This window comes from Bradyrhizobium sp. CCBAU 53338 (assembly GCF_015291665.1).
In the GTDB taxonomy this organism is placed as follows: Bacteria; Pseudomonadota; Alphaproteobacteria; order Rhizobiales; family Xanthobacteraceae; genus Bradyrhizobium.
In genome coordinates this window covers 4,998,737-5,022,655 of the sequence record NZ_CP030048.1, presented here as the reverse complement: position 1 = coordinate 5,022,655, position 23,919 = coordinate 4,998,737, and the positions used below count along the sequence as shown (strand labels likewise).

Sequence of the window (23,919 nt, the reverse complement as noted above, 5' to 3'; positions counted from 1 at the left end):
TGAGGCTGGTTGTTTCTCTTCCGCGTGAAACCTGAGCCATGCTAGCGTCGCTGATGTCACACGATGTCCAAGACCTCCTGCTGTAGGCCGCCATCGTTGGAGCGAGCGTTGGAGCGATCATGGAAATGGCGATCCCGTCGGCGGGCCGCGTGCTTTTGTTGGGCCCGTTGCAAGTCATCCGGAATGGAAGCGCGCTGTCCCAGCCGCCTTCACGCAAGGTCCGCGCGCTCCTTGCCTACCTTGCGGTCGCGGGGCGGCCTGTCTCCCGCGAAAAGCTGTGCGAGCTGCTTTGGGATGTCGCCGACGATCCGCGCGGCGAACTGCGCTGGTGCCTGACCAAGCTGCGGTCCTTGGTCGACGGTCCGGCAGCGATACGGCTGATCGCCGACCGCAAGCAGGTTCAGATCGAAGCCGATGCGCTCGACGTCGATGCGCTCAGGGTGGCGCGAGAAGCCCCGGCAGCACTGAGCGGTGGGGCGACAAGTGATCTTCGGTCGTTGCTGGCTCTGTTCCGCGGCGACTTTCTCGAAGGCCTCTCGGTCGAAAGGGCTCCGTCGTTCGAAAACTGGCTCGCAGGCCAGCGCCACCGCTTCGATCAATTGCGCCAGCAGTTGCTGGAACGCCTCAGCGTGCTGTTGCCGCCTGAGGATCGCATCGACGTGTTGCGGGAGCTCATCGAAGTCGCACCGTTCGACGAAACGGCTCATGTCGCGCTGGTTCGTGCGTTGACCGGCAATGCGTTCCATGCCGAGGCGAGGCAGCACATCGACGCCTCCGTCAAGCGCTTTCAGAGTGAAGGTATTGATCCGTCATCGCTCAGGGCCGCTTTTGCGACAGCGCAACAACAGCGCGGGAAACCGGCCAAGACGATCCGTCTCCAAAGCCTCGGTGTCGACGTGCCGGGCCAGCAGCAGGCGGTGGGCACGCGCCGACCGACGCTTCTCGTGATACCGCTTGACGGGACGACGCCCGAGGAGATCGCAGATGCCGGACGCGTGACGAGCGACGTCATTTTCGGCATCGCCAAGCTGCGGAGCGTCAGCACGATCGCATGGAGCACGGCATCCGCGTTGAGCGGTCAGGCGCCGGCCGTGGCGGCCGGCCGCGTGAATGCGCAATATGTTGCGGACGGCCGCCTGGAGCGGCACGGATCCGACTACGTCGCGTCAATCGAGTTGATCGAACCGGCGAGCGGCCGCATCTTCTGGGCCGGTGAATTCTCTTGCAATGTCGGCGAGGCCTTCGCCGCGGCCAATCCCTTGGCCTCGCAGATCGTGGCCGGTCTCGATGCCGAAATTCACATCATTGAACGTAACCGGTCGCTGCTCCTGCCGCCGATCTCGCTCGATGCGTGGCAGGCGTATCATCGCGGCGTCGCCAACATGTATCGATTTACGAGCGAGAGTAATCGGCAGGCACAGGCATTCTTCCATCACGCCATCGCGCACGACCCGACCTTCTCGCGAAGTTATGCCGGCTTGTCCTTCACCCACTTCCAGAATGCGTTTGTGCTGAAAACGCGCGAACGTGAGCAGGAAATCAGCTTGGCGCTCACTACGGCCGGGCAGGGGCTTGAGGTGGATCCCAGCGATCCGGCCGCGCATTGGGCGATGGGACGCGCGTTGTGGCTTCGACGAGACCGGGAGGGCGCAATCACCGCGCTCGACCGGGCGACGCGTTTGAGTCCGAGCTATGCTTCGGCTCATTATTCGCTGGCCATGGTGCATTGTCAGATCGGCGATCCCGTGTGCGCGGTGGAGGCGGCGGATACCGCAGCTCTCCTCAGTCCGCTGGATCCGATGCTGTTTGCGATCTTCGGCGCGCGGACCTTTGGTCTGCTTCGCTTGGGAAAAGCGGAGGAAGCCGCCGTCTTTGCGCTTCGTGGCGCTGAGCAACCCAACGCCCACATTCACGCGCGGGCGATCGCGGTCCTGACGCTGGCGACGGCCGGACGAATGGACGAGGCCGACGCCGAATGGACGCGCCTGAAGCATCTGCAGCCCGCCTACACCTTCAGGCAGTTTGAGGATGCGTTCCATCTGGTCGATGATCTCCGGCGCATCTACCAGAAGGCGGCAAAGGCGATGCATATTCCCTGACTGATGCGGGTTTTGCTTTTTGGGATCGTGCCATCCTACCCCTGTTTTGCCCGACGAGGCTGGGCAAGAATTGGGCGTTGGCGGCTTCAGGCTGGAACGAAGCGGCCAATTGGGAGCGGCGGCCGGATATTGGTCCAAAGTGCCTCTGGAGTGACCTGGATGTGCTGCAGGAGGGCTGCGAGGATACCTCGGCAAATGACAAGCGTCTTTGCGAGCGCAGCCAGGAACCCGTCAAATCCAAGGATGTTGAGCGCACGGGTGAAATTGTAGCAGAGCGCCATCAGGCTCCATTCGCCGCGGACCTTGTCGAAGCCGCGGACCAGAAAATGACGATAGCCGGCACGGCATTTGAGCGTGCCAAACGGATGCTCGACAATCCCCGAACGACGGCGCATCAGCTCGCCCGCGCCCTGCATCCGTGCGCGGTGGCGTTCGAGAACATCTTCATGCTCCCAGCGACCAATGGTGCGGTAGGTGGTGGTTGGTGAGAGACAGCGGACCTTGAGCGGGCAGCTCCTGCAGGTCACTCCGCGGGCCGCGTAGCGGATCTCGACGCGGCCACTGACGTTCTTTTGCCTGCTCTTGAACGGATGCAGCAGCTGGCCCGCGGGACAGCGATAGGCGTCGATTGCGCCGTCATAGTTGAAGTCCTTGAGCGCGAAGCGGCCTTGCTTCTCGAGCCGCGCGTTAGCTTCGGGCAGCGGCACATAGGCGATGATGCCCTCGTCCTCGCAGGCCTTCAGTTCGACACTGCTGTAATAGCCCTCATCGGCCAGCGCCTGCAGTGTCTCGGCTCCAAGGGCCTCTTTGGCCGCCTTGGCCATCGCAGAGAGCTGTCGAACATCACTGCTGTCGTTGACCACCTCACTCGCGACAATGAGCTTGTGCTTGTCGTCAACCGCGGTCTGCACATTGTAGCCTGCAATGCCCTGACCGTTCTTGACCAGAAGCCGGGCATCCGGATCCGTCAGCGACATTTGTGTCTCGCCACTCTCTTCCAGCCGAGCCACATCGGCCTCGGCACGCGAACGCTTCGCCATCAACGCCGCGACCTTCGCACCGATATCGCCGCCATCTCCTCGGCCATCACCGCCCGCGCGATCCGTCCCCGGCTTCTTGGCCTCTGTTGCATCATTGTCTTCAAGAGACTTGCGGTAAGCCTCGATCTCCTGGTCCAGCCTTGCGATCTGCTCGCCAAGCCGCCTGCGCGTGAAGATGGAAGCCTTGCTGGCGTCGCCCTGGAACAGGGAACCATCAATCGCTACGATCGTGCCGCCGACAAGCCCAAGCTCCCGAGCCAGCAGCACGAAGCTCCGGTTCGTGGCCTTCAGCGCCTTCCAGTTCTCCTTGCGGAAGTTGGCAATCGTCCGATAACCCGGCTTCAGCCCCTTCAGCAGCCAGATCAGCTCCAGATTGCGGCCAGCTTCCCGCTCTAGCCGGCGCGACGACCTGACCTGGTTGATGTAGCCGTAAAGATAGAGCTTCAGCAGATCGGCAGGATCGTACGGCGGCTGCCCGACTTCTTCCGCGCCACGATCCGCGTGGCCGAAGCCAAGCTTTGCAAGATCGAGCGCGCAAACGAAGCCATCGATCGCTCGCACCGGATTGTCCGGCCCGACATAGTCCTCAATCCGCGCTGGCAGAAGACTGGGTTGCTCCCGGCTCTCGCCGGTCTTAAATATGCGATTCGCCATAAGACGAATCCTACATCAACTCTCAAAAAATCCCGTTCTTGCCCAGCCTCGTCGCGTCAATAAAAATTCGTAAAATACGAAATATGCTTTGAGGCCGAGGCACCGGCTACTGTGCATGGGGTTGTTTTTGGTTTTTGTGCTGAGCGTGCTGCCGCGTGCTCGGCCGCCGATACAAAAAGGGCCGCCTCGATGGGCGGCCCTTTCGTCTCGCGGCTGCGGTGAGGCTTACTCGGCGGCCTGCTTCTGCGGCGGGTCGAGTGCACCGGACTTGTGGATCTCGGCGACCTGGTGATCGCTGAAGCCGAGCACGGCGCGCAGGATCTCGTCGGTGTGCTCGCCGAGCAGCGGCGAGCGGGTGACGTCGCTCGGGCTGTCCGACAGCTTGATTGGATTGCCGACCGAGATGTACTTGCCGCGGGTCGGATGATCGACCTCGACGACGGTACCGGTCGCGCGCAGCGACTGGTCCTCGGCGATCTCCTTCATCGACAGGATCGGGCCGCAGGGGATGTCGTCCTTGTTGAGGATTTCCATCGCCTCGAACTTGGTCTTGGTCATCGTCCACTGCTCGATGCGCGAGAAGATCTCGTTCAGGCGCGGCAGGCGGGCCGGGGGCTTGGCGTAGTTCGGATCGGTCTTCCAGGTCGGCTCGCCGATCACGTCGCAGATCTTCTCCCAGACCGGGGCCTGGGTGATGAAGTAGATGTAGGCGTTGGGATCGGTCTCCCAGCCCTTGCACTTCAGGATGCGGCCGGGCTGGCCGCCGCCGGAATCGTTGCCGGCGCGCGGCACGGCATCGCCGAACGGAATGCCTTCGCCGAACTGGCTGTACTCCTTGAGCGGGCCGTGGGCGAGGCGCTGCTGGTCGCGCAGCTTGACGCGGGCGAGGTTGAGCACGCCGTCCTGCATCGCAGCGGTGACGCGCTGGCCCTTGCCCGAATGCGTGCGCTGATAGAGCGCGGTGACGATGCCGAGCGCGAGGTGCAGGCCGGTGCCGCTGTCGCCGATCTGTGCGCCGGTGACGAGCGGCAGGCCGTCGCGGAAGCCGGTGGTGGAGGCGGCGCCGCCGGTGCACTGCGCGACGTTCTCATAGACCTTGCAGTCTTCGTACGGTCCGGGGCCGAAGCCCTTGATCGACGCGACGATCATCTTCGGGTTGATCGCCTGGATCTTCTCCCAGGGGAAGCCCATGCGGTCGAGCACGCCGGGGCCGAAGTTTTCGACCAGCACGTCGCACTTCTTGATGAGCTCGGTGAGGACTTCCTTGCCCTTCGGGTTCTTGGTGTCGAGCGTGATCGAACGCTTGTTGTGGTTGAGCATGGTGAAGTACAGGCTGTCCACGTTCGGGATGTCCTGCAGCTGGCCGCGGGTGATGTCACCCACGCCCGGGCGTTCCACCTTGATCACGTCGGCGCCGAACCAAGCGAGCAGCTGCGTGCAGGTCGGTCCGGACTGGACGTGGGTGAAGTCGAGAATGCGAACGCCCTCGAGCGCTTTGGTCATGGTGTTGCTCCGTACTCTGTCTGCCCCCGCCAACCGCAGGGATTAAAGGTTGAAGGGGGACTTACTTCTTCTTCTGCAGAACGCTCTGCGGATTGAGGTTGCCGATGCGGCCGCTCTCCGAGCCTGCGGCCGGATCGATCACCGCGTTGATCAGCGTCGGCTTGCGCGAGGCCATCGCCTCGACGACGGCGCGCTTGAGCTCGTCCGGCGAGGTCGCATTCACGCCGACGCCGCCGAAGGCTTCCATCATCTTGTCGTAGCGAGCGCCCTTGACGAACACGGTCGTCGCCGGATCGTCGTTGGCGCCGTTGACGTCGGTGCCGCGATAGATGCCGTCATTGTTGAAGATGACGACGCAGATCGGAAGGTTGTAGCGGCAGATGGTCTCGACCTCCATGCCGGAGAAGCCGAAGGCCGAGTCGCCTTCAACCGCGAGCACGGGGTGGCCGGTCTCGAGCGCAGCTGCGATCGCCTGGCCCATGCCGATGCCCATCACGCCCCAGGTGCCGACGTCGAGACGCTTGCGGGGCTTGTACATGTCGATGACGCCGCGGGCGAGGTCGAGCGTGTTGGCGCCTTCGTTGACGAGGATCGCCTCGGGGTGATCCTTGATCACGTTCTTCAGGACGCCGAGCGCGCCGTGATAATCCATCGGCGACTTGTTGTTCATGAGCTTCGGCGCCATCTTGGCGACGTTCTCGTCGCGCTTGGTCACGATGGCCTTGGTCCATTCGGCGGGCGGAGCGGTCCAGCCCGTTCCCATCGCCTGGTTGAAGGCGGAGACCACCGAGCCGATGTCGCCCACGACGGGCGCGACGATCTCGACGTTGGAGTCCATCTCACGCGGTTCGATGTCGACCTGGATGAACTTCTTCGGGGATTCGCCCCAGCTCTTGCCCTTGCCGTGCGAGAGCAGCCAGTTGAGCCGCGCGCCGATCAGCATGACGACGTCGGAGTCCTTCAGCACCGTCGAACGCGCAGCACCTGCGCATTGCGGATGCGAGTCGGGCAGCAGGCCCTTGGCCATGCTCATCGGGAGGAACGGCACGCCGCTCTTCTCGACGAAGTTCTTGATCTCCTCATCGGCCTGCGCGTAGGCCGCGCCCTTGCCGAGGATGATGAGCGGACGCTTCGCGTTCTTGAGCACGTCGAGCGCGCGCTTGACCGAAGCGGGCGAGGGGATCTGCGCGGGGGCAGCATCGATCACCTTGACCAGCGACTTCTGGCCTGCGTCCGCGTTCATCACCTGGCCGAACAGCTTTGCCGGCAGGTCGAGATAGACGCCGCCCGGACGGCCCGAGACCGCGGCGCGGATGGCGCGGGCGAAACCGATGCCGATGTCCTGGGCGTGCAGCACGCGATAGGCCGCCTTGCACAGCGGCTTTGCGATCGCGAGCTGGTCCATTTCCTCGTAGTCGCCCTGCTGGAGGTCGACGATCTCGCGCTCGGAGGAGCCCGAGACCAGAATCATCGGGTAGCAATTGGTGGTGGCGTGGGCGAGCGCGGTGAGACCGTTGAGGAAGCCGGGCGCGGACACCGTGAGGCAGACACCGGGCTTCTTGGTGAGATAGCCGGCGATGCCCGCGGCGTAGCCGGCGTTCTGCTCGTGGCGGAAGGAGATCACGCGAATGCCGGCAGCCTGCGCCATGCGGCCCAAATCCGTGATCGGGATGCCCGGCACATTATAGATGGTGTTGATGCCGTTCAGCTTGAGCGCGTCGATGACGAGATGGAAGCCATCCGTCAGTTCCTGCTCGGTGCCCGGTGCTTCGGACTTGGTCGCGGTGTTCAGCATGGGCCTTGTCTCCCTGGTCTCAAGGTACGGGGCGAATGGTTCGCCCTTCTGGTGAATGTTGCGAGGTGAACAGTTACGTGAACAGTTCCTGGCCGTGCGCCTCGACGTAAGCGGCAAGGCCAAGGGTGTGGTCGCGGGCGCGCTTCTCGGCGAGCTCGGTATCGCGCGCCTCAAGCGCTTCGATCATGGCGAGATGCTCGGGCAGGGACGTCGCGGTGCGGTCCTTGCGGCCGATCGTCAGCTGGCGATAACCGCGCACGTGCAGCAAGAGATCGTTGGTGAGATCGACGAGGACAGGGGATTCCGACAGCGAGATCAGCGCCTGGTGGAAGGCGATGTTGGCGCGCGAATATTCCTCGACGTGATCCTCGGGCAGGCGGTCCTTGCCGAAATCCTTGAAGTAGTCGCGGAGCGCCGTGATGTCCTTCTTGCGCGCGGTGGTGGTGATGAGGCGGGCGGCCATGCTCTCCAGCGCCGCCCAGGCGCGGATCATGTCGACGATCTCGCTCTTGGTCCGCCGCACCACCATGATGCCGCGGCGCGGCACGGTCTTCACGAAACCGTCCTGCTCGAGCATCGCGATGGCTTCACGGATCGGCGTGCGGCTGACACCCAGGCGCTCGGACAATGCGCGCTCGTCCAGCATCACGGGCTCGGGCGTCGAGTAGATGTCCATCCTGAGGATGGCTTCCTTCAAGGCGTCATACGCCTTGTTCTTGAAGCTGCTCTCCGGGGCAATACGAACGATTGCGATGTCTGCCTCGGCCATATTCGGCAACGCCTTGGTTGGTTTCCGCAGTGACACGACGATTCTCCTCCTGTGGGAGTCGTCTTTTACAGGAATATTTACCGGAAAGTTTTTGGCATACCACATGCCAGAATGTCAAGCTGCCTATTTTTTGCGGCGTTCTTGGTGGTGCTCTGGCTTGACAAGTTGGCTTCTGGCATACCAAATGCCATCGCTAGCCATTTTTGATCCAAGCTGGCGGAGTAATCAAGGCCTTTCGCCGCTCCGTTCCGCTAGGTGGAACAGAGCGCGGCGATGGCAAGTATCACGGCAGCCGCATCACGCGCGCTTTGCAAAGCAAGAACTGAAGGTCAAGGGAGAAGCTCATGTCCAATTCCAAAGACGTCGTCCGCAAGGTCCTTGACCAGGTCAAGGCCGACAACCGTACCAGCCTGACCGCGCCGGAAGGCAAGGTGGTTTGCGACGCATACGGCATTCCGGTGCCGAAAGAGGGCGTGGCGAAGTCGGCCGGCGAGGCCGGCAAGATGGCCTCGTCGATGGGCTTCCCTGTCGTGATGAAGATCGTCTCGCCGGACATCCTCCACAAGACCGAGGCCGGCGGCGTCATCGTCGGCGTCAAGACGGCCCAAGATGCCGAGAAAGCCTACGAGACCATTCTCGGCAACGCCAAGAAGTACAAGGCTGATGCCAAGATCGAAGGCATCCAGGTACAGCAGATGCTGGCCGGCGGCACCGAAGTCATCGTCGGCTCGATCACCGACGGCTCGTTCGGCAAGCTGGTCGCCTTCGGCCTCGGCGGCGTGCTGGTCGAAGTGCTGAAGGACATCACCTTCCGCCTCGCACCCGCGACCAAGGAAGACGCGCTCTCGATGCTCGACGGCATCCAGGCACACGAGATCTTGAAGGGCGTGCGCGGCGGCGAGCCGGTGAACCGCACGGCGCTCGCCGACGTCATCGTCAAGGTCTCGCAGCTCGTCACCGATTTCCCTGAGATCGTCGAGCTCGACCTCAACCCTGTCTTCGCCACCGCCAAGGACGCGATTGCCGCCGACGTCCGCATCGTCGTCGACTTCGCCTACAAGCCGAAGCCGAAGCCGCGCCCGACCGAAGAGATCGTTGCGGCGATGAGCCGCATCATGCAGCCGAAGGCGGTCGCCGTGGTCGGCGCCTCCGCCGAGGACGGCAAGATCGGCAACTCCGTGATGAAGAACCTGATCAACGGCGGCTACAAGGGCGAGATCTATCCGATCCACCCGAAGGCGGCCGAAATCCTCGGTTACAAGGCCTACAAGAGCGTCAAGGACGTTCCCGGCGTGATCGACACCGCGGTGTTCGCGATCCCCGCGAAGTTCGTGGCCGCAGCGCTGACCGAATGCGGTGAGAAGAAGATCCCGGGTGCGGTGCTGATTCCATCGGGCTTTGCGGAGGCGGGCGCGCCGGAACTCCAGGCCGAGATCGTCGAGGTCGGCAAGAAGTACGACATTCGCCTGATGGGGCCGAACATCTACGGCTTCTACTATACGCCCGCCAATCTCTGCGCGACCTTCTGCACCGCCTACGACGTAAAGGGCCACGCGGCGCTGTCGTCGCAGTCGGGCGGCATCGGCATGGCGATCATCGGCTTCTCGCGCTCGGCCAAGATGGGCGTGTCGGCGATCGTCGGCCTCGGCAACAAGTCCGACATCGACGAGGACGATCTGCTCGCCTTCTTCGAGCAGGATCCGAACACGAACCTGATCGCGCAGCACTGCGAAGACCTCAAGGATGGCCGCGCCTTCGCGGAGGCCGCCAAGCGCGTCTCCAAGAAGAAGCCGGTCGTCGTGCTCAAGGCCGGCCGCACTTCGGCCGGCGCCAAGGCGGCCTCGTCGCACACCGGCGCGCTCGCCGGTAACGACAAGATCTACGAGGACGTCCTGGCGCAGTCCGGCGTGATTCGTGCCCGCAGCTTGCGTCAGCTGCTCGAATTCGCCCGTGGTGTGCCGGTGCTGCCGACGCCGAAGGGTGAGAACGTGCTGATCATCACTGGTGCCGGCGGCTCGGGTGTGCTGCTGTCGGACTCCTGCGTCGACAACGGCCTGTCGCTGATGTCGATGCCGCCGGATCTCGACGCTGCCTTCCGCAAGTTTATCCCGCCGTTCGGTGCGGCCGGAAATCCTGTGGATATCACCGGCGGCGAGCCGCCGATCACCTACGTCAACACTGTGAAGCTGGGTCTGTCGGATGAGCGCATCCACTCCCTGATCCTCGGCTACTGGCACACCATCGTCACGCCGCCGATGGTGTTCGCCCGCAACATGGTCGAGGTGAAGAAGGAGATGGAGGCCAAGGGCTTCGTGAAGCCGATCGTGGCTTCGCTCGCCGGCGACGTCGAAGTCGAGGAAGCTGCCGAATATCTCTACCAGAACGGCATCCCAGCCTATGCTTACTCGACCGAACTTCCGGTCGAGGTGCTCGGCGCCAAGTACAAGTGGGCTCGCGGCGCGGGCCTGCTCTGAGACGCAAAACTTTCACCTCTCCCCGTCTGCGGGGAGAGGTGGGAACGGTCAGGTCGCGATGGGCAAGAACGTGATCCGGCGCAAATCGCTCGAAACACGATCGGCATCGGAGGCCGATCGTGACGGCGGCGTGCAGTCTGTGGACCGCGCGCTGTCCATCCTGGAGACCCTCGCCGAGGACGACGAAGGCTATCGCCTCAGCGATCTCGCTGTCCGCACCGGGCTGTCGGCCTCCACCGTGCACCGCCTGCTGGCGACGCTGGAAAGCCGCCGCTTCGTGCAATTCGACCGCGCTGAATCCAAATGGCATGTCGGCGTACGCAGTTTTACCGTGGGCGCGAGCTTTGCGCGGCGGCGCAATTTTACCGCGCAGGCCATTCCTTATTTGCGCAAGTTGCGTGATCTCACGCGTGAGACCGCCAATCTCGCCGTGGTCGACGACGAGTTCATCATCGTGCTGACCCGCATGGAGAGCCGGGAAATCATGCGCTCGCTGACCAAGGTCGGCGGCCGCGTCGCAATGGTGACCTCAGGCGTCGGCAAGGCCGTGCTCGCAACCTATTCCGACGAGGATGTCGGCGCTGTCATCCGCCATCACGGGATGCCGAGGCTCACCGCAAAATCCATCGTGCGGCCGAGCGATCTCTTCAAGGAGCTCGCGACGGTGCGAAAGCAGGGTTTTGCCGTTGACGACGAGGAGGCGCAGATGGGCCTGCGCTGCGTCGCCGCCGTGGTCTACAACGCGCTCGCAGAGCCGCTTGCGGCGATCTCGGTATCAGGCATGACCAGCCGCATCACTGACGAGCGGCTGCCCGAGGTCGGCCGCGTGGTGCGGGATGTGGCCGCGGAACTCACGGCGGCGCTCGGCGGTGTGACGCCGGCGGTGAAACAGGATTGAGCCAGAATACGGAACTCGCGCAGATCTGCACGGTCGGCGGGCGGTTCGACGCCTAAGGCGTAAGCAGACGTGCTGCTATATTTGAGCTTGCCCGCTTTGGCGCAGAGCGTAACCATCACTCGGCCGTAACGCCACGCGAGGGTTCCGATGACCAAGCTCACCCGTTTTGCCGTCGCGCCGCTGCACGCCATGACGCGCCGTCTCGCCGATGTCGCCTCTGCGCGCATCATGCCCGACCTCGTCATCTCAGGCGCGCGGGCGCTTTCGACCTATTCGGAGCGGATCCATCCGGGACGGGAGGTCTGGATCACCGGCGGCCGCATTGCCGCAGTGAAACCATCAGGCACGGCGAAGAAGACGTGGAGCGACGTCTCGGTTTATGACGCCGCCGGCGGCATCGTGGCGCCGGGGCTGGTCGATCCGCACATCCACATCGAATCCTCGATGGTGACGGCGTGCGCTTACGCCGAGGCTGCACTGCTGAACGGCACCACCACGATCTTCTGCGACAGCCATGAGATTGGCAACGTCATGGACGTTGCTGGCGTCGAGGCGATGCTGGAGGACGCCCGCGAGGCGCCGCTCTCGATCTTCTTGACGGTGCCGAGCACGGTGCCGGCGACGTCGGCGGAGCTGGAAACTGCGGGCGGTGATCTCACGCCCGACAAGATTGCAGGCTTGTTCGACCGCTGGCCTGAAGCCGTCGCGCTTGGCGAGAAGATGGATTTCGTCCCGGTGACGATGGGCGACGAGCGCAGTCATGCCATCCTTGCCGCGGCCTTGAAGCGCGGCCGCCCGGTCTCCGGTCATGTCTATGGCCGTGAATTCGTCGCAGCCTATGCGGCGAGCGGCGTCACTGACACGCATGAGGCGATCGACCGTGACATCGCTGACGATCTGCTCGACGCCGGCGTCTGGGTGTTTCTGCGTGGCGGTCCGCCGACCACGCCCTGGCACTCGCTGCCGCAGGCGATCCGGACGATCACCGAGTTAGGGGCCTCGCACAAGCGAACTGCCGTGTGCACCGACGATCGCGATGCTGATGATCTCCTGCTGTTCGGTCTCGACTGGGTGGTGCGCGAAGCAGTGAAAGCGGGAATGTCGCCCGAACAGGCGTGGTCGATGGGCTCGCTGCATGGCGCCACGCGCTTCTGCATGGAGGGCGATATCGGCGGGCTCGGCGGCGGCCGCCGCGCCGATCTCGTGCTGATGGACGACCAGCTCAAGCCGCAATGCACCTGGTATGGCGGCGAATTGGTGGTCGAGCATCGCAAGATCACGCCGCGTCTCGATCGGGCACTATCGCAGCGCTATCAATATCCGAAGGCGGCCTATGCTACCGTCAAACTCCCGGAGAAGCTGAAGCTGACGCCGGAGCTGCCCGTGAAGGCCTGTACCGTCAATGCGATCAGGACGGCGCTGCCCGGTATTACGCTGATCCATGAGAAAGTAGCGATCGAGCCGGCAAAAGATTGGCCGTCGCTGTTCGCGCGCTACGGTCTGTGCTTCGTTACGGTGGTCGAGCGCCACGGCAAGTCTGCCGGCAACGTCGCTTATGGCCTACTCAAGGATTTTGGCCTCAAGCGCGGCGCGGTCGCCTCCAGCGTCGGCCACGACAGCCATAACATCATCGTTGCCGGAACCAACGAGGGCGACATGCAGGTGGCAATCGCCGCCATCAATGAGCAGCAGGGCTTGTCTGTGTCGTCGCCGACGACAAGGTGAGGGCACTGGTGCCGCTGCCGATCGCGGGCCTGCTCTCTGACAAGCGCGTCACGGAGGTGGCCGAAGAGGTCAAGGTGCTGAAGAAGGAATGGGCCGGCGCCGGCTGCACCATCCCTTACATGGGCTTCAATTTGATTCCGCTATCGGTCATTCCCGAAATTCGCATCACCGACAAGGGCCTTGTGCTGGTCCCGCAGATGGAGCTGGCGCCGCTGTTCGAGTGAGCGGCTTTCACGGTTTTCTCGATCTAAGCGATTGAGACCACCGCAATTTTTCCACCGCTGCCGCATCGTGGAAAATAAAATCTGCTTCGTTGAGATCGCATCTTTCGCGACTGATGATCTCGCTCGCTGACTTAAACCAAGCGAGGTCCGATATGGCGAAGATGCGAGCCGTCGATGCAGCCGTGCGTATCCTGGAGAAGGAAGGCATCTCGACCGCCTTCGGCGTACCCGGCGCGGCGATCAATCCGCTTTACTCGGCACTGCAGAAGCGCGGCTCGATCCGCCATATCCTTGCGCGCCATGTCGAGGGCGCTTCCCATATGGCCGAGGGCTACACCAGGGCCAAGGCCGGCAATATCGGCGTCTGCATCGGTACCTCGGGGCCGGCCGGCACCGACATGATCACCGGGCTCTATTCGGCGATCGCCGATTCCATTCCGATCCTCTGCATCACCGGGCAGGCGCCGCGCGCGCGGCTCTACAAGGAGGATTTCCAGGCCGTCGACATCGAGTCGATCGCCAAGCCCGTGACCAAATGGGCGGTGACCGTGCGCGAGCCCGCGTTGGTGCCGCGCGTGTTCAGCCAGGCCTTTCACGTGATGCGCTCGGGCCGGCCGGGGCCGGTGCTGATCGACATGCCGCTCGACGTGCAGCTTGCCGAGATCGAATTCGACGACGAGACCTATGAGCCGCTGCCGGTCTACAAGCCGACCGCGACCCGCAAGCAGGTCGAGAAGGCGCTGGAGATGCTCAACGCCGCCGAGCGGCCGCTGATCGTTGCGGGCGGCGGTATCATCAATGCCGATGCCTCCGACCTTCTCGTCGAATTCGCCGAGATCGCCAACGTGCCTGTCGTCCCGACGCTGATGGGGTGGGGCGCGATCCCCGACGATCACGTGCTGATGGCCGGCATGGTCGGACTTCAAACCAGCCACCGCTACGGCAATGCCACGCTACTGGAGTCCGATTTCGTGCTCGGCATCGGCAATCGCTGGGCCAACCGTCACACTGGCTCGGTCGAGACCTATACCAAGGGCCGCACCTTCGTGCATGTCGACATCGAGCCGACACAGATCGGGCGTGTGTTCAATCCCGATCTCGGCATCGTCTCGGACGCCAAGGCCGCGCTCGAGCTCTTCGTTTCCGTCACCAGGGAGTGGCGACGTTCCGGCAGGCTCCGCGAGCGCCAGGCGTGGCCCGCGGCCTGCCGCGATCGCAAGAAGACCATGCTGCGCAAGAGCCATTTCGACAACGTCCCAATTAAGCCGCAGCGCGTCTACGAGGAGATGAACAAGGCGTTCGGCCGCGATACCACCTATGTCACGGTGATCGGCCTGTCGCAGATCGCGGGTGCGCAGTTCCTCGGCGTCTACAAGCCGCGCAACTGGATCAACGCCGGGCAGGCGGGACCGCTCGGCTGGACGCTGCCGGCGGCGCTCGGTGTGCGCGCGGCGTGTCCGGATCGTGAGATCGTCGCGCTGTCGGGCGATTACGACTTCCAGTTCCTGATCGAGGAGCTCGCGGTCGGGGCGCAGTTCAATCTGCCCTACATCCACGTGGTCGTGAACAATTCCTATCTCGGCCTGATCCGGCAGGCCCAGCGCGGCTTCGAGATGGACTATCACGTCCAGCTCTCCTTCGAGAACATCAACGCACCTGAGATCGGCGTCTATGGCGTCGATCATGTCGCGGTCGCCGAAGGCCTCGGCTGCAAGGCGATCCGCGTCACCGACCCGAAGGACACCCAGGCCGCGTTCGCAACCGCGCGCGAATTGATGAAGAAGCACCGCGTGCCTGTGGTGGTCGAGTTCATCCTCGAGCGCGTCACCAACATCGCAATGGGCACCGAGATCGACAACATCGTCGAGTTCGAGGAGGTGCTGGACCTGCCGCTCGACGAGGTCGGGGCCATCAGGCCCGGCGTGTTGCAGCCGGCGGAATAGGAGACAGCATCATGCCGAAATTCGCCGCCAATCTCACCATGCTCTTCAACGAGATGCCGTTCATCGACCGCTTCGCCGCGGCGAAGGCGGCAGGCTTTGCTGGGGTCGAGTACCTCTTCCCCTATGACTTTGACAAGGCGCAGCTCCGCGAGCAGCTCGAGGCCCACGGGCTGACCCAGGTGCTGCACAATCTGCCCGCCGGCAACTGGGCCGGCGGCGAGCGCGGCATCGCGATCCTGCCCGATCGCACCAGCGAATTCCGCGACGGCGTGTTCCGCGCCATCGACTACGCCAAGGCGCTCGATTGCGAGCAGCTCAACTGCCTGGTCGGCATCGCGCCAGACAATACCGACCCGCGCGAGCTTCAGGAGACTTTGGTCGGAAACCTGCGCTTTGCGGCGTCGACGCTGGCGCGCGAGAATATCAAGCTGCTGGTCGAGCCGATCAACACGCTCGATATTCCCGGTTTCTTTCTCAACGGCACCGAGCAGGCGATCCAGCTGATCTCCGAGGTGCGGTCGAACAATCTGTTCGTCCAATACGACATCTATCACATGCAGATCATGGAGGGCGATCTCGCCCGCACCATGCAGGAATATCTGCCGCAGATCTCCCACATCCAGCTCGCCGACAATCCCGGCCGGCATGAGCCGGGCACCGGCGAGATCAACTATCCCTTCCTGTTCCGCCATCTCGACGCGATCGGCTATCGCGGCTGGATCGGCTGCGAATACAAGCCGCGCACCACGACGCTGGAAGGCCTGTCCTGGCACGCGGCGCAGACCTTCGAGACCTGAGAGCATGGCCACGACGACGGTGCGCTCCCTCTCCCGCTCGCGCGAGAGGGGGAGAGGGTGTCTCAATGACGGATTGCCGAGGTAGACCGAGAAAAATCCCGAAGCAGAGAAAGCCCTCACCCGGCACTGCGTGCCGACCTCTCGCGCAAGCGGGAGAGGTGCACCGAAAGCGTCGTTGAACTTTTTCTAAAGCAACTGAGAGAAAGCTAGACATGATCGACATCGGCTTCATCGGACTTGGCACTATGGGACGGCCGATGGCCAGCCATCTCCTGGCTGCGGGCCATCGCGTCCTCCTGCACGACGTCGCGCCGGTCGCGCCTGAGCTGATCGCGGCAGGCGGCATCGCCTGCAAATCGGCCAAGGAGGTCGCGGAGGAGGCGGACGCCGTCATCATCATGGTGCCGGATACGCCGCATGTCGAAGCCGTTCTGTTTGGCAAGGACGGCGTCGCGGGCGGCATCTCCAAAGGCAAGATCGTGATCGACATGAGCTCGATCTCGCCGCTGGCGACCAAGGAGTTTGCGAAGAAGATCGAGGCTCTGGGCGCCGATTACCTCGATGCGCCGGTGTCGGGCGGGGAGGTTGGCGCCAAGGCTGCGAGCCTCACCATCATGGTCGGCGGGCCCGAGCGGGCCTTTGGCACCATGAAGCCTGTTTTCGACAGGATGGGCAAGAACGTCACGCATGTCGGGGCGAATGGCGACGGGCAGACGACGAAAGTCGCCAATCAGATCATCGTCGCGCTGACGATCGAGGCGGTGAGCGAGGCGCTCTTGTTCGCGTCCAAGGCCGGTGCCGATCCTGCGCTGGTGCGCAAGGCGCTGATGGGCGGCTTCGCGTCCTCGCGCATTCTCGAGGTACACGGCGAGCGTATGGTGAAGCGCAATTTCGATCCGGGCTTCCGCATCGAGCTGCATCAGAAGGATCTCAACCTCGCGCTTGAAGGGGCGCGTTCGCTCGGCCTGTCGCTGCCGAGCACGGCGGTGGCGCAGCAATTGTTCTCGTCCTGCACCGCGCATGGCGGTAAGGGCTGGGATCATTCGGCGATGGTCCGTGCGCTGGAACTGATGGCGGGCCACGAGATCGCAGCCAGCTGAACTGTTACGCAGTGACATTCACCAGTTTGATGTGTGTTTCATCGCGCGGGAACCGGAACAATGCTCCGGCCCCGCGGTTGATGCCGCACAACAATCACTGGAGACATCAGGACATGAAAACCCGTCTTGCGATTTCGTTGGCTGCCGCGTCGCTGCTGGCGTCGAGTGCAGCCTTTGCTCAGTCGACGACCGCCGAGGGCGCCGCGAACGGCGCGCGTGCGGGCGGCGAAATCGGAGGCCCCGTGGGCGCGATGGTTGGCGGCACCGTCGGTGCGGCCGTCGGTGCCGGACTGGAGATTCCGAATGCAATTCTGGGCGGCATCCCGCGCGATGATTCCGTGGTGGTGCACGAGCGCGTCGTGGTTGGCGAGCCGCTGCCTTCGACCGTAGTGTTGCGGCCGGTGCCGAACTACACCCAGTATCGTTATGCCGTCGTGAACGATCGTCGCGTGATCGTCGAGCCGCGCACACGCCGCGTCGTCAAGATCATCGACTGATCGGAGCATAAGCGAGCGATTGAATATAGGGGCCCCGCGGAGTGACGCTCCGCGGGGCCCTTATCGTCGATGACGAAACCTTAAAGCGGCTCGCGCACGCCGAGGCCGTGCATGAAACGCTCGCGGATCTGCACGGGATCCCGGCGGGTGGTGCCGACACCAGGCTTGTCGTCGATGCGCAGTGCAATCAGGCTCGGCTCGTCGACCGACATCGCCTCGTCGATCAGGCGCTCGAAATCCTCCTCGTCCGCGGCCCAAGCACTGTTGGTGAGACCCGAGCCCAGGGCGATGGCGACGAGGTCGGCGACGCCAGCGGCCGGCGTCGGCTGCGCCCCGGTGATCTGGTAGATGCCGTTGTCCATCACGATCATGATGAGGTTCTTCGGTTTCAGCGCCGCAATGGTCGAGAGCGCGCCGAGCTGCATCAGGAGCGAGCCGTCGCCCTCCAGCGCGAAGACGCGGCGGTCAGGCTGCGCCAGCGCCACGCCGAGCGCGATCGGGAAGGCAAGGCCCATGCTGCCCAGCATGTAAAAGTTCTGCGGGCGGTGGCCAGCGGCCCAGAGGTCGAAATTGGTATTGCCGATGCCGCCGATCACCGCTTCCTCGTGCTTGAGCTTTGCGATCAGGCGCGAGGTCACATCGAAGCGGTTCATCACCTTGGTGTTGCGCGTGGTCATGCCGGGGCTCACTTGTCGAAGACCTTGCCGCCCGTGAGCAGCGGATTGAGAATCAGTGCGACCGGCGCCTGCGTGGTGACGGCCTGCTTGATCGAGCGGTCGGCGATGAATTCGAGCTCGTCGAGCCGGGTGATGGTGTGGTGCTCCAGCGCCAGCGAATCCAGCACCGGGCGCATCGTGCGGCAGACCAGCGATTGGCCGTAATTGAACTCGCCGAGCGTTCCGCGCTCGGATACGAACATGATCAGCGGGATCTGGTAGGGCACCGCGAGCGAGGCGAGCGTGTTGGCCAGCGTTGCAAAGCCCGAAGTCTGCATCAGCACCGCGCCGCGCCGCCCGCCCATCCAGGCGCCGGAGACGATGCCGACGGCCTCTTCCTCGCGGGCGGTGGCAAAGGTCGTGAAGAAAGGGTCGGCGTGCAAATTCTTGATCAGCGGCGTCAGCACGCGGTCGGGCACGTAGGGGATGAGGCTGATCTCGTTCCGCTTCAGGGTTTGCAGGACGAGGCTATGCCAGCTTCGCTCGCCGGCCTCCGGTCCCGCTCGGGACGAGGTCTGCTGTTCCGCAATCGCCATCGCGTTCTCCCTTCAGCCGCGCATGTTTCTTATTTGTCCGTCGCGGCGGTCTGCCGAACTTGACGGAGCGGGCGGGATTGTCAACATACCCGGGCCGGCACCGTGATCTGCGCCAGACGGCCTGCCATGGCCGGCACCGCCATGTCATAAGCCGGAGAACGAGAAAACGGGGAGAACGCAGGAGCAGGGCGCGCATGGCGCTGACCTTGCGGGTCTCCATGAGAGAGCCGGAAGGGTCCTGATGTCGGTCAACAGCAAACGCGTCTTCTACGTCAAATACCTGGCCAATCCTATTTATGCCGACATCCTGAAGGCGCGGCCCGACGTCCGGCTCGACCGCATCGAGAACGAAAGCCCCGAGGATTTCTACGCGCCGATCCTGAGCGCGGCCCATGTCTACCAGATCGGCGCCGCCCGCGACGAGCTGGCGCCGCATTTCCATGTCGACGCGGCCCTCCTGAAGCGCACGCCGAACCTCCTGCTGGTCTCCAGCAACGGCGCGGGCTTCGACCCCGTCGATGTCCAGGCTTGCACTGATGCGGGCGTGCTGGTCGTCAACCAGTCCGGCGGCAATGCGCATTCGGTTGCCGAGCACGCCCTGGCGATGATGCTGACCTTGTCCAAGCGCATCATCCAGTCCGATCGACGGCTACGCCGCGAGGCCAACGTCAACCGTAACGAGCTCATCGGCAACGAGGTCGAGCACAAGACCGTCGGCATCGTCGGTCTCGGCAATGTCGGTCGCCGCATCGCAGCACTCTGCAAGGGCCTGCTCGGCATGAAGGTGCTGGCCTACGACCCCTATCTCTCGAAAGAGGTGATGGCCGAGCGGGGCGGTGAGAAGGTCGAGCTGGACGAGCTTTTGCGCCGGGCCGATTTCGTCTCGATCTCATGTCCGCTCAACAAGGGCAGCCGCAACATGATCAGCGTGCGCGAGTTCGGGCTGATGCAGCCGCACGCCTATTTCATCACCACCGCGCGCGGTTTCATTCACGATGAGGACGCGCTGCTTGGCGCGTTGCGCGACAAGCGCATTGCCGGTGCCGGCCTCGACGTCTGGTCCAAGGAGCCGCCGCCGCCGGAGCATCCGCTGCTTCAGTTCGACAACGTGCTGGCAAGCCCGCACACCGCAGGCGTTACGATCGAGGCGCGCCAGAACATGGGCCGCATTGCCGCCGAGCAGGTGCTCGAGACGCTCGACGGCAAGCGGCCGCCGCGCATCATCAATCCCGAGGTTTGGCCCGTCTATGCCGAACGATTCAAGCAGACCTTCGGCGTCGCGCCGGGGTAGGGGCGGGAACCTCGCCGGGCCTTGATCCGCGTCAAAATCTCCCTCCCTCATCCGGCTTAAATGAATTAAAGTATTGCCGGGGCAGCAGGAGGTCCCATGTCAACTTATGTCGTCAGGTTCATGAAGGACGTGCTCGGCGAATACGGCCGGCAGAGCGAGATCTGCCAGGGCACGCTCGAAATCGACGCCGTCGACGAGGACGAAGCGAGGGAGCGGGCGAAGGCGAGGTTTTGCCAGGACCAGGCGTTGCATCACTGGTCGCTGCATGCCGACCGCATTCAGGTCAGACCGGCTGACTTTCCCTCGTAAGGTCTAACGTCCGGGTGCCGTGACAGGCGGCGGCGCGGTGACGCCGGCGCCGAGCGAACGCTGCACCATGGCGGTATCAGACCAGCGGCCGTGCCGATAGGCCACGCCGCAGAGCAGGCCGACGCGCGCAAATCCAAACCTTTCGTGCAGCGCCAACGACGGTGCGTTGTCGGCATCGATGTAGCCGATCATCTGGCGGAATCCGGTCGCTGCACAGGCATCGATCAGCTCTTGAAGCAGCAATCGCCCGACGCCGCGGCCGAGATGCTCGTGGTGGACGTAGATCGAGTGCTTGGCCGTGTAACGATAGGCCGGGCGCTTGCGGAACAGCACCGCATAGGCATAGCCGACGACCTCGCCGCGCCAGGTCGCGACCAGATGCGGCAGGCGAGTCTGCTTCAAATTCTTGCGCCGGTCGCGAAGGTCATCCGGCTCGGGCGCACCGGTTCCCTCGACATCGCGCGGCACGCCATTGCGAACATGATGGCGATAGATCGCCAGCATCGCCTCGATATCGCTCTCGCGTGACGGCCGGACCAGGACCGGCTCTTCATCGGTGCGTGCAATCGCTGTTTCGTTCATGGGCTCCTACTCGGCAACGACATAGGTATAGAGTCCGATGCTGCCGCGCGCGTCGACTTCCTTGTAGACGCCCTGGATTTCGACATCGAAGCCCGGAAACGTGTTGAAGCAGGTTTCGAACATCTTGAGATAATCCACCATGGGCTTGGCACGTTCCGTCAGCCGCTCGCCGGGCACGATGGTAGCGATCCCTGGCGGATAGACCACGAAGGGCGTGGTGGCGATGCGGCCGGTGATCGCCTCGATCGGCAGGTAGTCGACGTCGTTCTTGAACAGATAGCGGGCGGCATCGCGGGGCGACATCGCGATCTCCGGCATGTGCTCCGGCATGAACTGCCGCGCCTGGAGCGCGCTAACGTCGGCGGCGCGGAAGAAGCGGTGCATCTCGCCGCAGAGGTCGCGCAGCCGCACGCCGGCATAGCGTGCCTGACGCCGCTGATAGAATTCCGGGATCGCGTCGGCCAGCAGCGCGTTGTCGTCGTGCAGCTTCTTGAAGGCGACGAGGCCGGAGATCAGCGTGCCGGCCTTGCTGGCCTCGACGCCCGGCGTGAGCAGGAACAGCAGGGAGTTGAGGTCGTTCTTTTCAGGCACGATACGGTTTTCGCGCAAATATTGCGCGACGACAGGGGCGGGGATTCCGTGGTCGACATAGGCGCCGGTGGCGCGGTCGAAGCCGGGGGTGAGCAAGGTCAGCTTGTTCGGATCGGTCATGGCAAAGCCCTCGGCCATGCCGGGGAAGCCGTGCCAGCTGCTGTCCGGCGAAAGCTGCCAGAGCGCGGAATTGGTCGCGAGTTCGTCGGTCGAGAGCGTTTCCCAGGCAACGTTATGCGCGGCGCCCGGACGGCTGACGTCGGGGATGGCGACGCGATCGGGAACGAAGGGCTCGAAGAACCAGCGGCGATCCGGGTTCTGTTCCTTCTCCTCGAACTCCCGGCGCATCGCGCGGATCTTTTTGCGCAGCTCGATGCCGAGGCGGATCGTGTCGTCCCACAGCACTTCGCCGGAGCGGCCTTTCATCATCTGGGCGCCGACATCGAGCGAGGCGAACAGCGGGTAGAAGGGCGACGTCGAGGCGTGCTGCATGAAGCTTTCGTTGAAGCGGCGGTGCTCGACGCGCCGCTTCTGGCCGCGGATGTGGCGGTCCTTGATGTGGATCTGGGACGCCTGCGAGAAGCTCGCGAGTTGCTTGTGTGTCGACTGCGTCGCGATGATACCGGGCGCTTCCGGCGCAAGGTTGGCCAGGCCCATGGCGAAGCGACCGGTATAGAGCGGGTGAAATTTCATGAAGCCGGCCCAGGCCTCGTCGAACAGGATGTATTCGCAGAGATGGCCGATCCGCTTCAGGATCATTTCGGCGTTGTGAATCGTGCCGTCATAGGTGCACTGCTCGACCACGGCGACGCGGAACGGCCGCTCCTTGCGCCAGGCGTCCTTGTCCGTGACCAGGGGGTGATTGCGGATCGCCTCGCGCAGGGCCTTCTCGTCGAGCATGTCCCAGCGCATCGGGCCGATCAACCCCCAGGCGTTGCGGATCGTCGGGACATAGACGGGGATGCCGCCGCCGATCATCAACGCGCCGTGATGGGCAGCCTTGTGGTTGTTGCGGTCGAACAGTACGAGGTCGCCGTCGGTGACGAGCGCACCGAGCGCGACCTTGTTCGAGGTCGAGGTGCCGTTGAGGACGAAATAGGTCTTTTCCGCGCCAAAGATCTGCGCGGCTTCCTTTTGCGCCTTCAGCGCCGGGCCCTCATGGGTGAGCAGGTCGCCGAGGTCGAGCACGGAATTGTCGAGGTCGTCGCGGAACACGGATTCGCCGAGGTGCTCCACGAAGACCCGGCCGATCGGGCTGCGGTTGTAGAACACGCCGCCATTGTGGCCTGGACAAGTCCAGAGCTGGTTGCCTTCCTCGGCATAGTCGACCAGCGCGCCGAAGAACGGCGTCTTCAGCGTTTCGGCATATTGTTTCAGTCGGCTGATCAGATTCTTGGCGATGAAGGTCGGCGTTTCCTCCGAGAGGAAGACGTAGCCGTCGATGAAGTCGAGCACCTCGACCGGCAAATCCTCGAACCGCTTGCGGCGGATCAGGAGGATGATCGGGAAGTCGAGGCCGCGGCGCCGCATCAGATTGATCAGCGCGGAGGTCTTGCCCTCAAGCCCCTTCTTCCCCCAGTCCACCACCATGCAGCCGATGGCGGCATCAGTCTGCACCGCGATCTCGGCGTCTTCCAGCTTGCGGGCCCGGACCACCTCGAAACCGGAGCGCTGGATCTCCTCGATGATCTGGTTGAAGCGGAGGCCCTCGAGATCGTCCGCGTCGAACACAGGTGCGGCGAACAGGAAGTTGAAGCGCTTGAAATAATCCATGGCGTGTCCCGAATGAGCGGAGACGGACAGGTCTCTGCACATTCGATGACAGTTCTATGACAGGGGCGGCAATCGGGCGCGGGAAGTGCCCTATCGCTTCGTCTCGCCGAACACCACGGTCGGCACCGCGCGGTTGACGACCTCGCGCAAAGCAAAACTCGATTGCACCCTTGCCACGCGCGGCAGGCGTGACAGTTCGGTGCGGTGGATGCGCTCGAAATCCTGGATGTCGCGGGCGAGCACGATCAGGATGTAATCGTCGGTGCCGGACATCAGGAAGCAGCGCACGACCGATGGGCACTTCACCACCTCCGCCTCGAATGCCTTCAGCGCCTCGTCGCTCTGGCTCTCGAGCGCGATACGGACCAGTACCGTCGTGGTGAGCCCGAACTGCGCCAGGTCCAATGCGGCCTGATAGGCCTGGATGTAGCCGTCATCCTCCAGCGCCTTCTGCCGTCGCGCCAGCGCCGTGCTGGAAAGGCCGACCTTGTTGGCGAGCTCGGTATGGCTGGCGCGCGCATTGGTCGTGAGTTCCGCGAGAATCGCGAGGTCTTTGCGGTCGAGGGCCAAGGTTTCGATTCCGGCGTCAAAGGGCACTTCCGC

At 63.7% G+C, this 23,919-nt stretch carries 18 protein-coding genes and 1 pseudogene; 10 read left to right on the top strand and 9 right to left on the bottom strand.

What is annotated here, in order from left to right; genetic code table 11:
* Positions 1-119 precede the first annotated feature (119 nt).
* The gene (locus XH90_RS23660; RefSeq protein WP_194476723.1) at positions 120-2,099 is read left to right on the top strand and encodes a tetratricopeptide repeat protein; all 1,980 of its coding nucleotides are present in this window, start codon (positions 120-122) and stop codon (positions 2,097-2,099) included.
* Positions 2,100-2,185: 86 nt separating this feature from the next.
* On the opposite strand, the gene XH90_RS23655 is transcribed toward XH90_RS23660, so the two are convergent.
* The 4 genes from XH90_RS23655 to XH90_RS23640 all read right to left on the bottom strand — a co-directional run bounded on the left by XH90_RS23655 (position 2,186) and on the right by XH90_RS23640 (position 7,860).
* Complete coding sequence (locus XH90_RS23655; RefSeq protein WP_194476163.1) at positions 2,186-3,793, bottom strand: IS1182 family transposase; 1,608 nt, start codon at positions 3,791-3,793, stop codon at positions 2,186-2,188.
* A gap of 225 nt (positions 3,794-4,018) precedes the next feature.
* Entirely contained in the window at positions 4,019-5,296 is a 1,278-nt protein-coding gene (frc, locus tag XH90_RS23650) for a formyl-CoA transferase (protein ID WP_194476722.1), read from the bottom strand.
* 61 nt (positions 5,297-5,357) lie between these two features.
* The gene (gene oxc / locus XH90_RS23645) at positions 5,358-7,091 is read right to left on the bottom strand and encodes an oxalyl-CoA decarboxylase (protein ID WP_194476721.1); all 1,734 of its coding nucleotides are present in this window, start codon (positions 7,089-7,091) and stop codon (positions 5,358-5,360) included.
* 73 nt (positions 7,092-7,164) lie between these two features.
* Entirely contained in the window at positions 7,165-7,860 is a 696-nt protein-coding gene (locus XH90_RS23640) for a GntR family transcriptional regulator (RefSeq protein ID WP_008553944.1), read from the bottom strand.
* 344 nt (positions 7,861-8,204) lie between these two features.
* On the opposite strand from XH90_RS23640, the gene XH90_RS23635 reads away from it, so the two are divergent.
* The 7 genes and pseudogenes from XH90_RS23635 to XH90_RS23605 all read left to right on the top strand — a co-directional run bounded on the left by XH90_RS23635 (position 8,205) and on the right by XH90_RS23605 (position 17,518).
* Positions 8,205-10,334 carry an acetate--CoA ligase family protein gene (locus XH90_RS23635; RefSeq protein ID WP_194476720.1) on the top strand — a complete coding sequence of 710 codons (2,130 nt, stop codon included), beginning with the start codon at positions 8,205-8,207 and terminating at the stop codon, positions 10,332-10,334.
* Between the two features lie 58 nt (positions 10,335-10,392).
* Positions 10,393-11,232, top strand: a complete 840-nt coding sequence (locus tag XH90_RS23630; protein WP_194476719.1) for an IclR family transcriptional regulator — start codon at positions 10,393-10,395, stop codon at positions 11,230-11,232.
* 147 nt (positions 11,233-11,379) lie between these two features.
* Positions 11,380-13,181: pseudogene (locus tag XH90_RS23625) on the top strand (adenine deaminase C-terminal domain-containing protein).
* 152 nt (positions 13,182-13,333) lie between these two features.
* Complete coding sequence (gene gcl / locus XH90_RS23620) at positions 13,334-15,124, top strand: glyoxylate carboligase (protein ID WP_194476718.1); 1,791 nt, start codon at positions 13,334-13,336, stop codon at positions 15,122-15,124.
* An 11-nt stretch (positions 15,125-15,135) separates the two neighbouring features.
* A complete protein-coding gene (gene hyi / locus XH90_RS23615; protein ID WP_194476717.1) occupies positions 15,136-15,921 on the top strand; it encodes a hydroxypyruvate isomerase in 786 nt (261 codons plus the stop codon).
* Between the two features lie 212 nt (positions 15,922-16,133).
* Complete coding sequence (locus tag XH90_RS23610; protein ID WP_194476716.1) at positions 16,134-17,021, top strand: 2-hydroxy-3-oxopropionate reductase; 888 nt, start codon at positions 16,134-16,136, stop codon at positions 17,019-17,021.
* Between the two features lie 113 nt (positions 17,022-17,134).
* The gene (locus tag XH90_RS23605; protein ID WP_194476715.1) at positions 17,135-17,518 is read left to right on the top strand and encodes a DUF1236 domain-containing protein; all 384 of its coding nucleotides are present in this window, start codon (positions 17,135-17,137) and stop codon (positions 17,516-17,518) included.
* A gap of 80 nt (positions 17,519-17,598) precedes the next feature.
* Here XH90_RS23605 and XH90_RS23600 read toward each other — a convergent pair whose 3' ends face one another.
* Both XH90_RS23600 and XH90_RS23595 read right to left on the bottom strand, forming a co-directional pair.
* The gene (locus XH90_RS23600) at positions 17,599-18,195 is read right to left on the bottom strand and encodes a thiamine pyrophosphate-dependent enzyme (RefSeq protein WP_194476714.1); all 597 of its coding nucleotides are present in this window, start codon (positions 18,193-18,195) and stop codon (positions 17,599-17,601) included.
* Between the two features lie 8 nt (positions 18,196-18,203).
* The gene (locus tag XH90_RS23595; protein WP_194476713.1) at positions 18,204-18,770 is read right to left on the bottom strand and encodes a thiamine pyrophosphate-binding protein; all 567 of its coding nucleotides are present in this window, start codon (positions 18,768-18,770) and stop codon (positions 18,204-18,206) included.
* Between the two features lie 241 nt (positions 18,771-19,011).
* Here XH90_RS23595 and XH90_RS23590 point away from each other — a divergent pair, with 241 nt between their 5' ends.
* Complete coding sequence (locus tag XH90_RS23590; protein WP_194476712.1) at positions 19,012-20,061, top strand: hydroxyacid dehydrogenase; 1,050 nt, start codon at positions 19,012-19,014, stop codon at positions 20,059-20,061.
* A gap of 96 nt (positions 20,062-20,157) precedes the next feature.
* A complete protein-coding gene (locus tag XH90_RS23585) occupies positions 20,158-20,370 on the top strand; it encodes a hypothetical protein (RefSeq protein WP_194476711.1) in 213 nt (70 codons plus the stop codon).
* A 3-nt stretch (positions 20,371-20,373) separates the two neighbouring features.
* On the opposite strand, the gene XH90_RS23580 is transcribed toward XH90_RS23585, so the two are convergent.
* The 3 genes from XH90_RS23580 to XH90_RS23570 form a co-directional block, all read right to left on the bottom strand.
* Positions 20,374-20,952: a GNAT family N-acetyltransferase gene (locus XH90_RS23580; RefSeq protein WP_194476710.1), complete on the bottom strand. Its 579-nt coding sequence runs from the start codon at positions 20,950-20,952 to the stop codon at positions 20,374-20,376.
* A gap of 6 nt (positions 20,953-20,958) precedes the next feature.
* Complete coding sequence (locus XH90_RS23575; protein ID WP_194476709.1) at positions 20,959-23,316, bottom strand: Orn/Lys/Arg decarboxylase N-terminal domain-containing protein; 2,358 nt, start codon at positions 23,314-23,316, stop codon at positions 20,959-20,961.
* Positions 23,317-23,406: 90 nt separating this feature from the next.
* Positions 23,407-23,886: an Lrp/AsnC family transcriptional regulator gene (locus XH90_RS23570; protein ID WP_057759127.1), complete on the bottom strand. Its 480-nt coding sequence runs from the start codon at positions 23,884-23,886 to the stop codon at positions 23,407-23,409.
* Between the last annotated feature and the right edge of the window lie 33 nt (positions 23,887-23,919).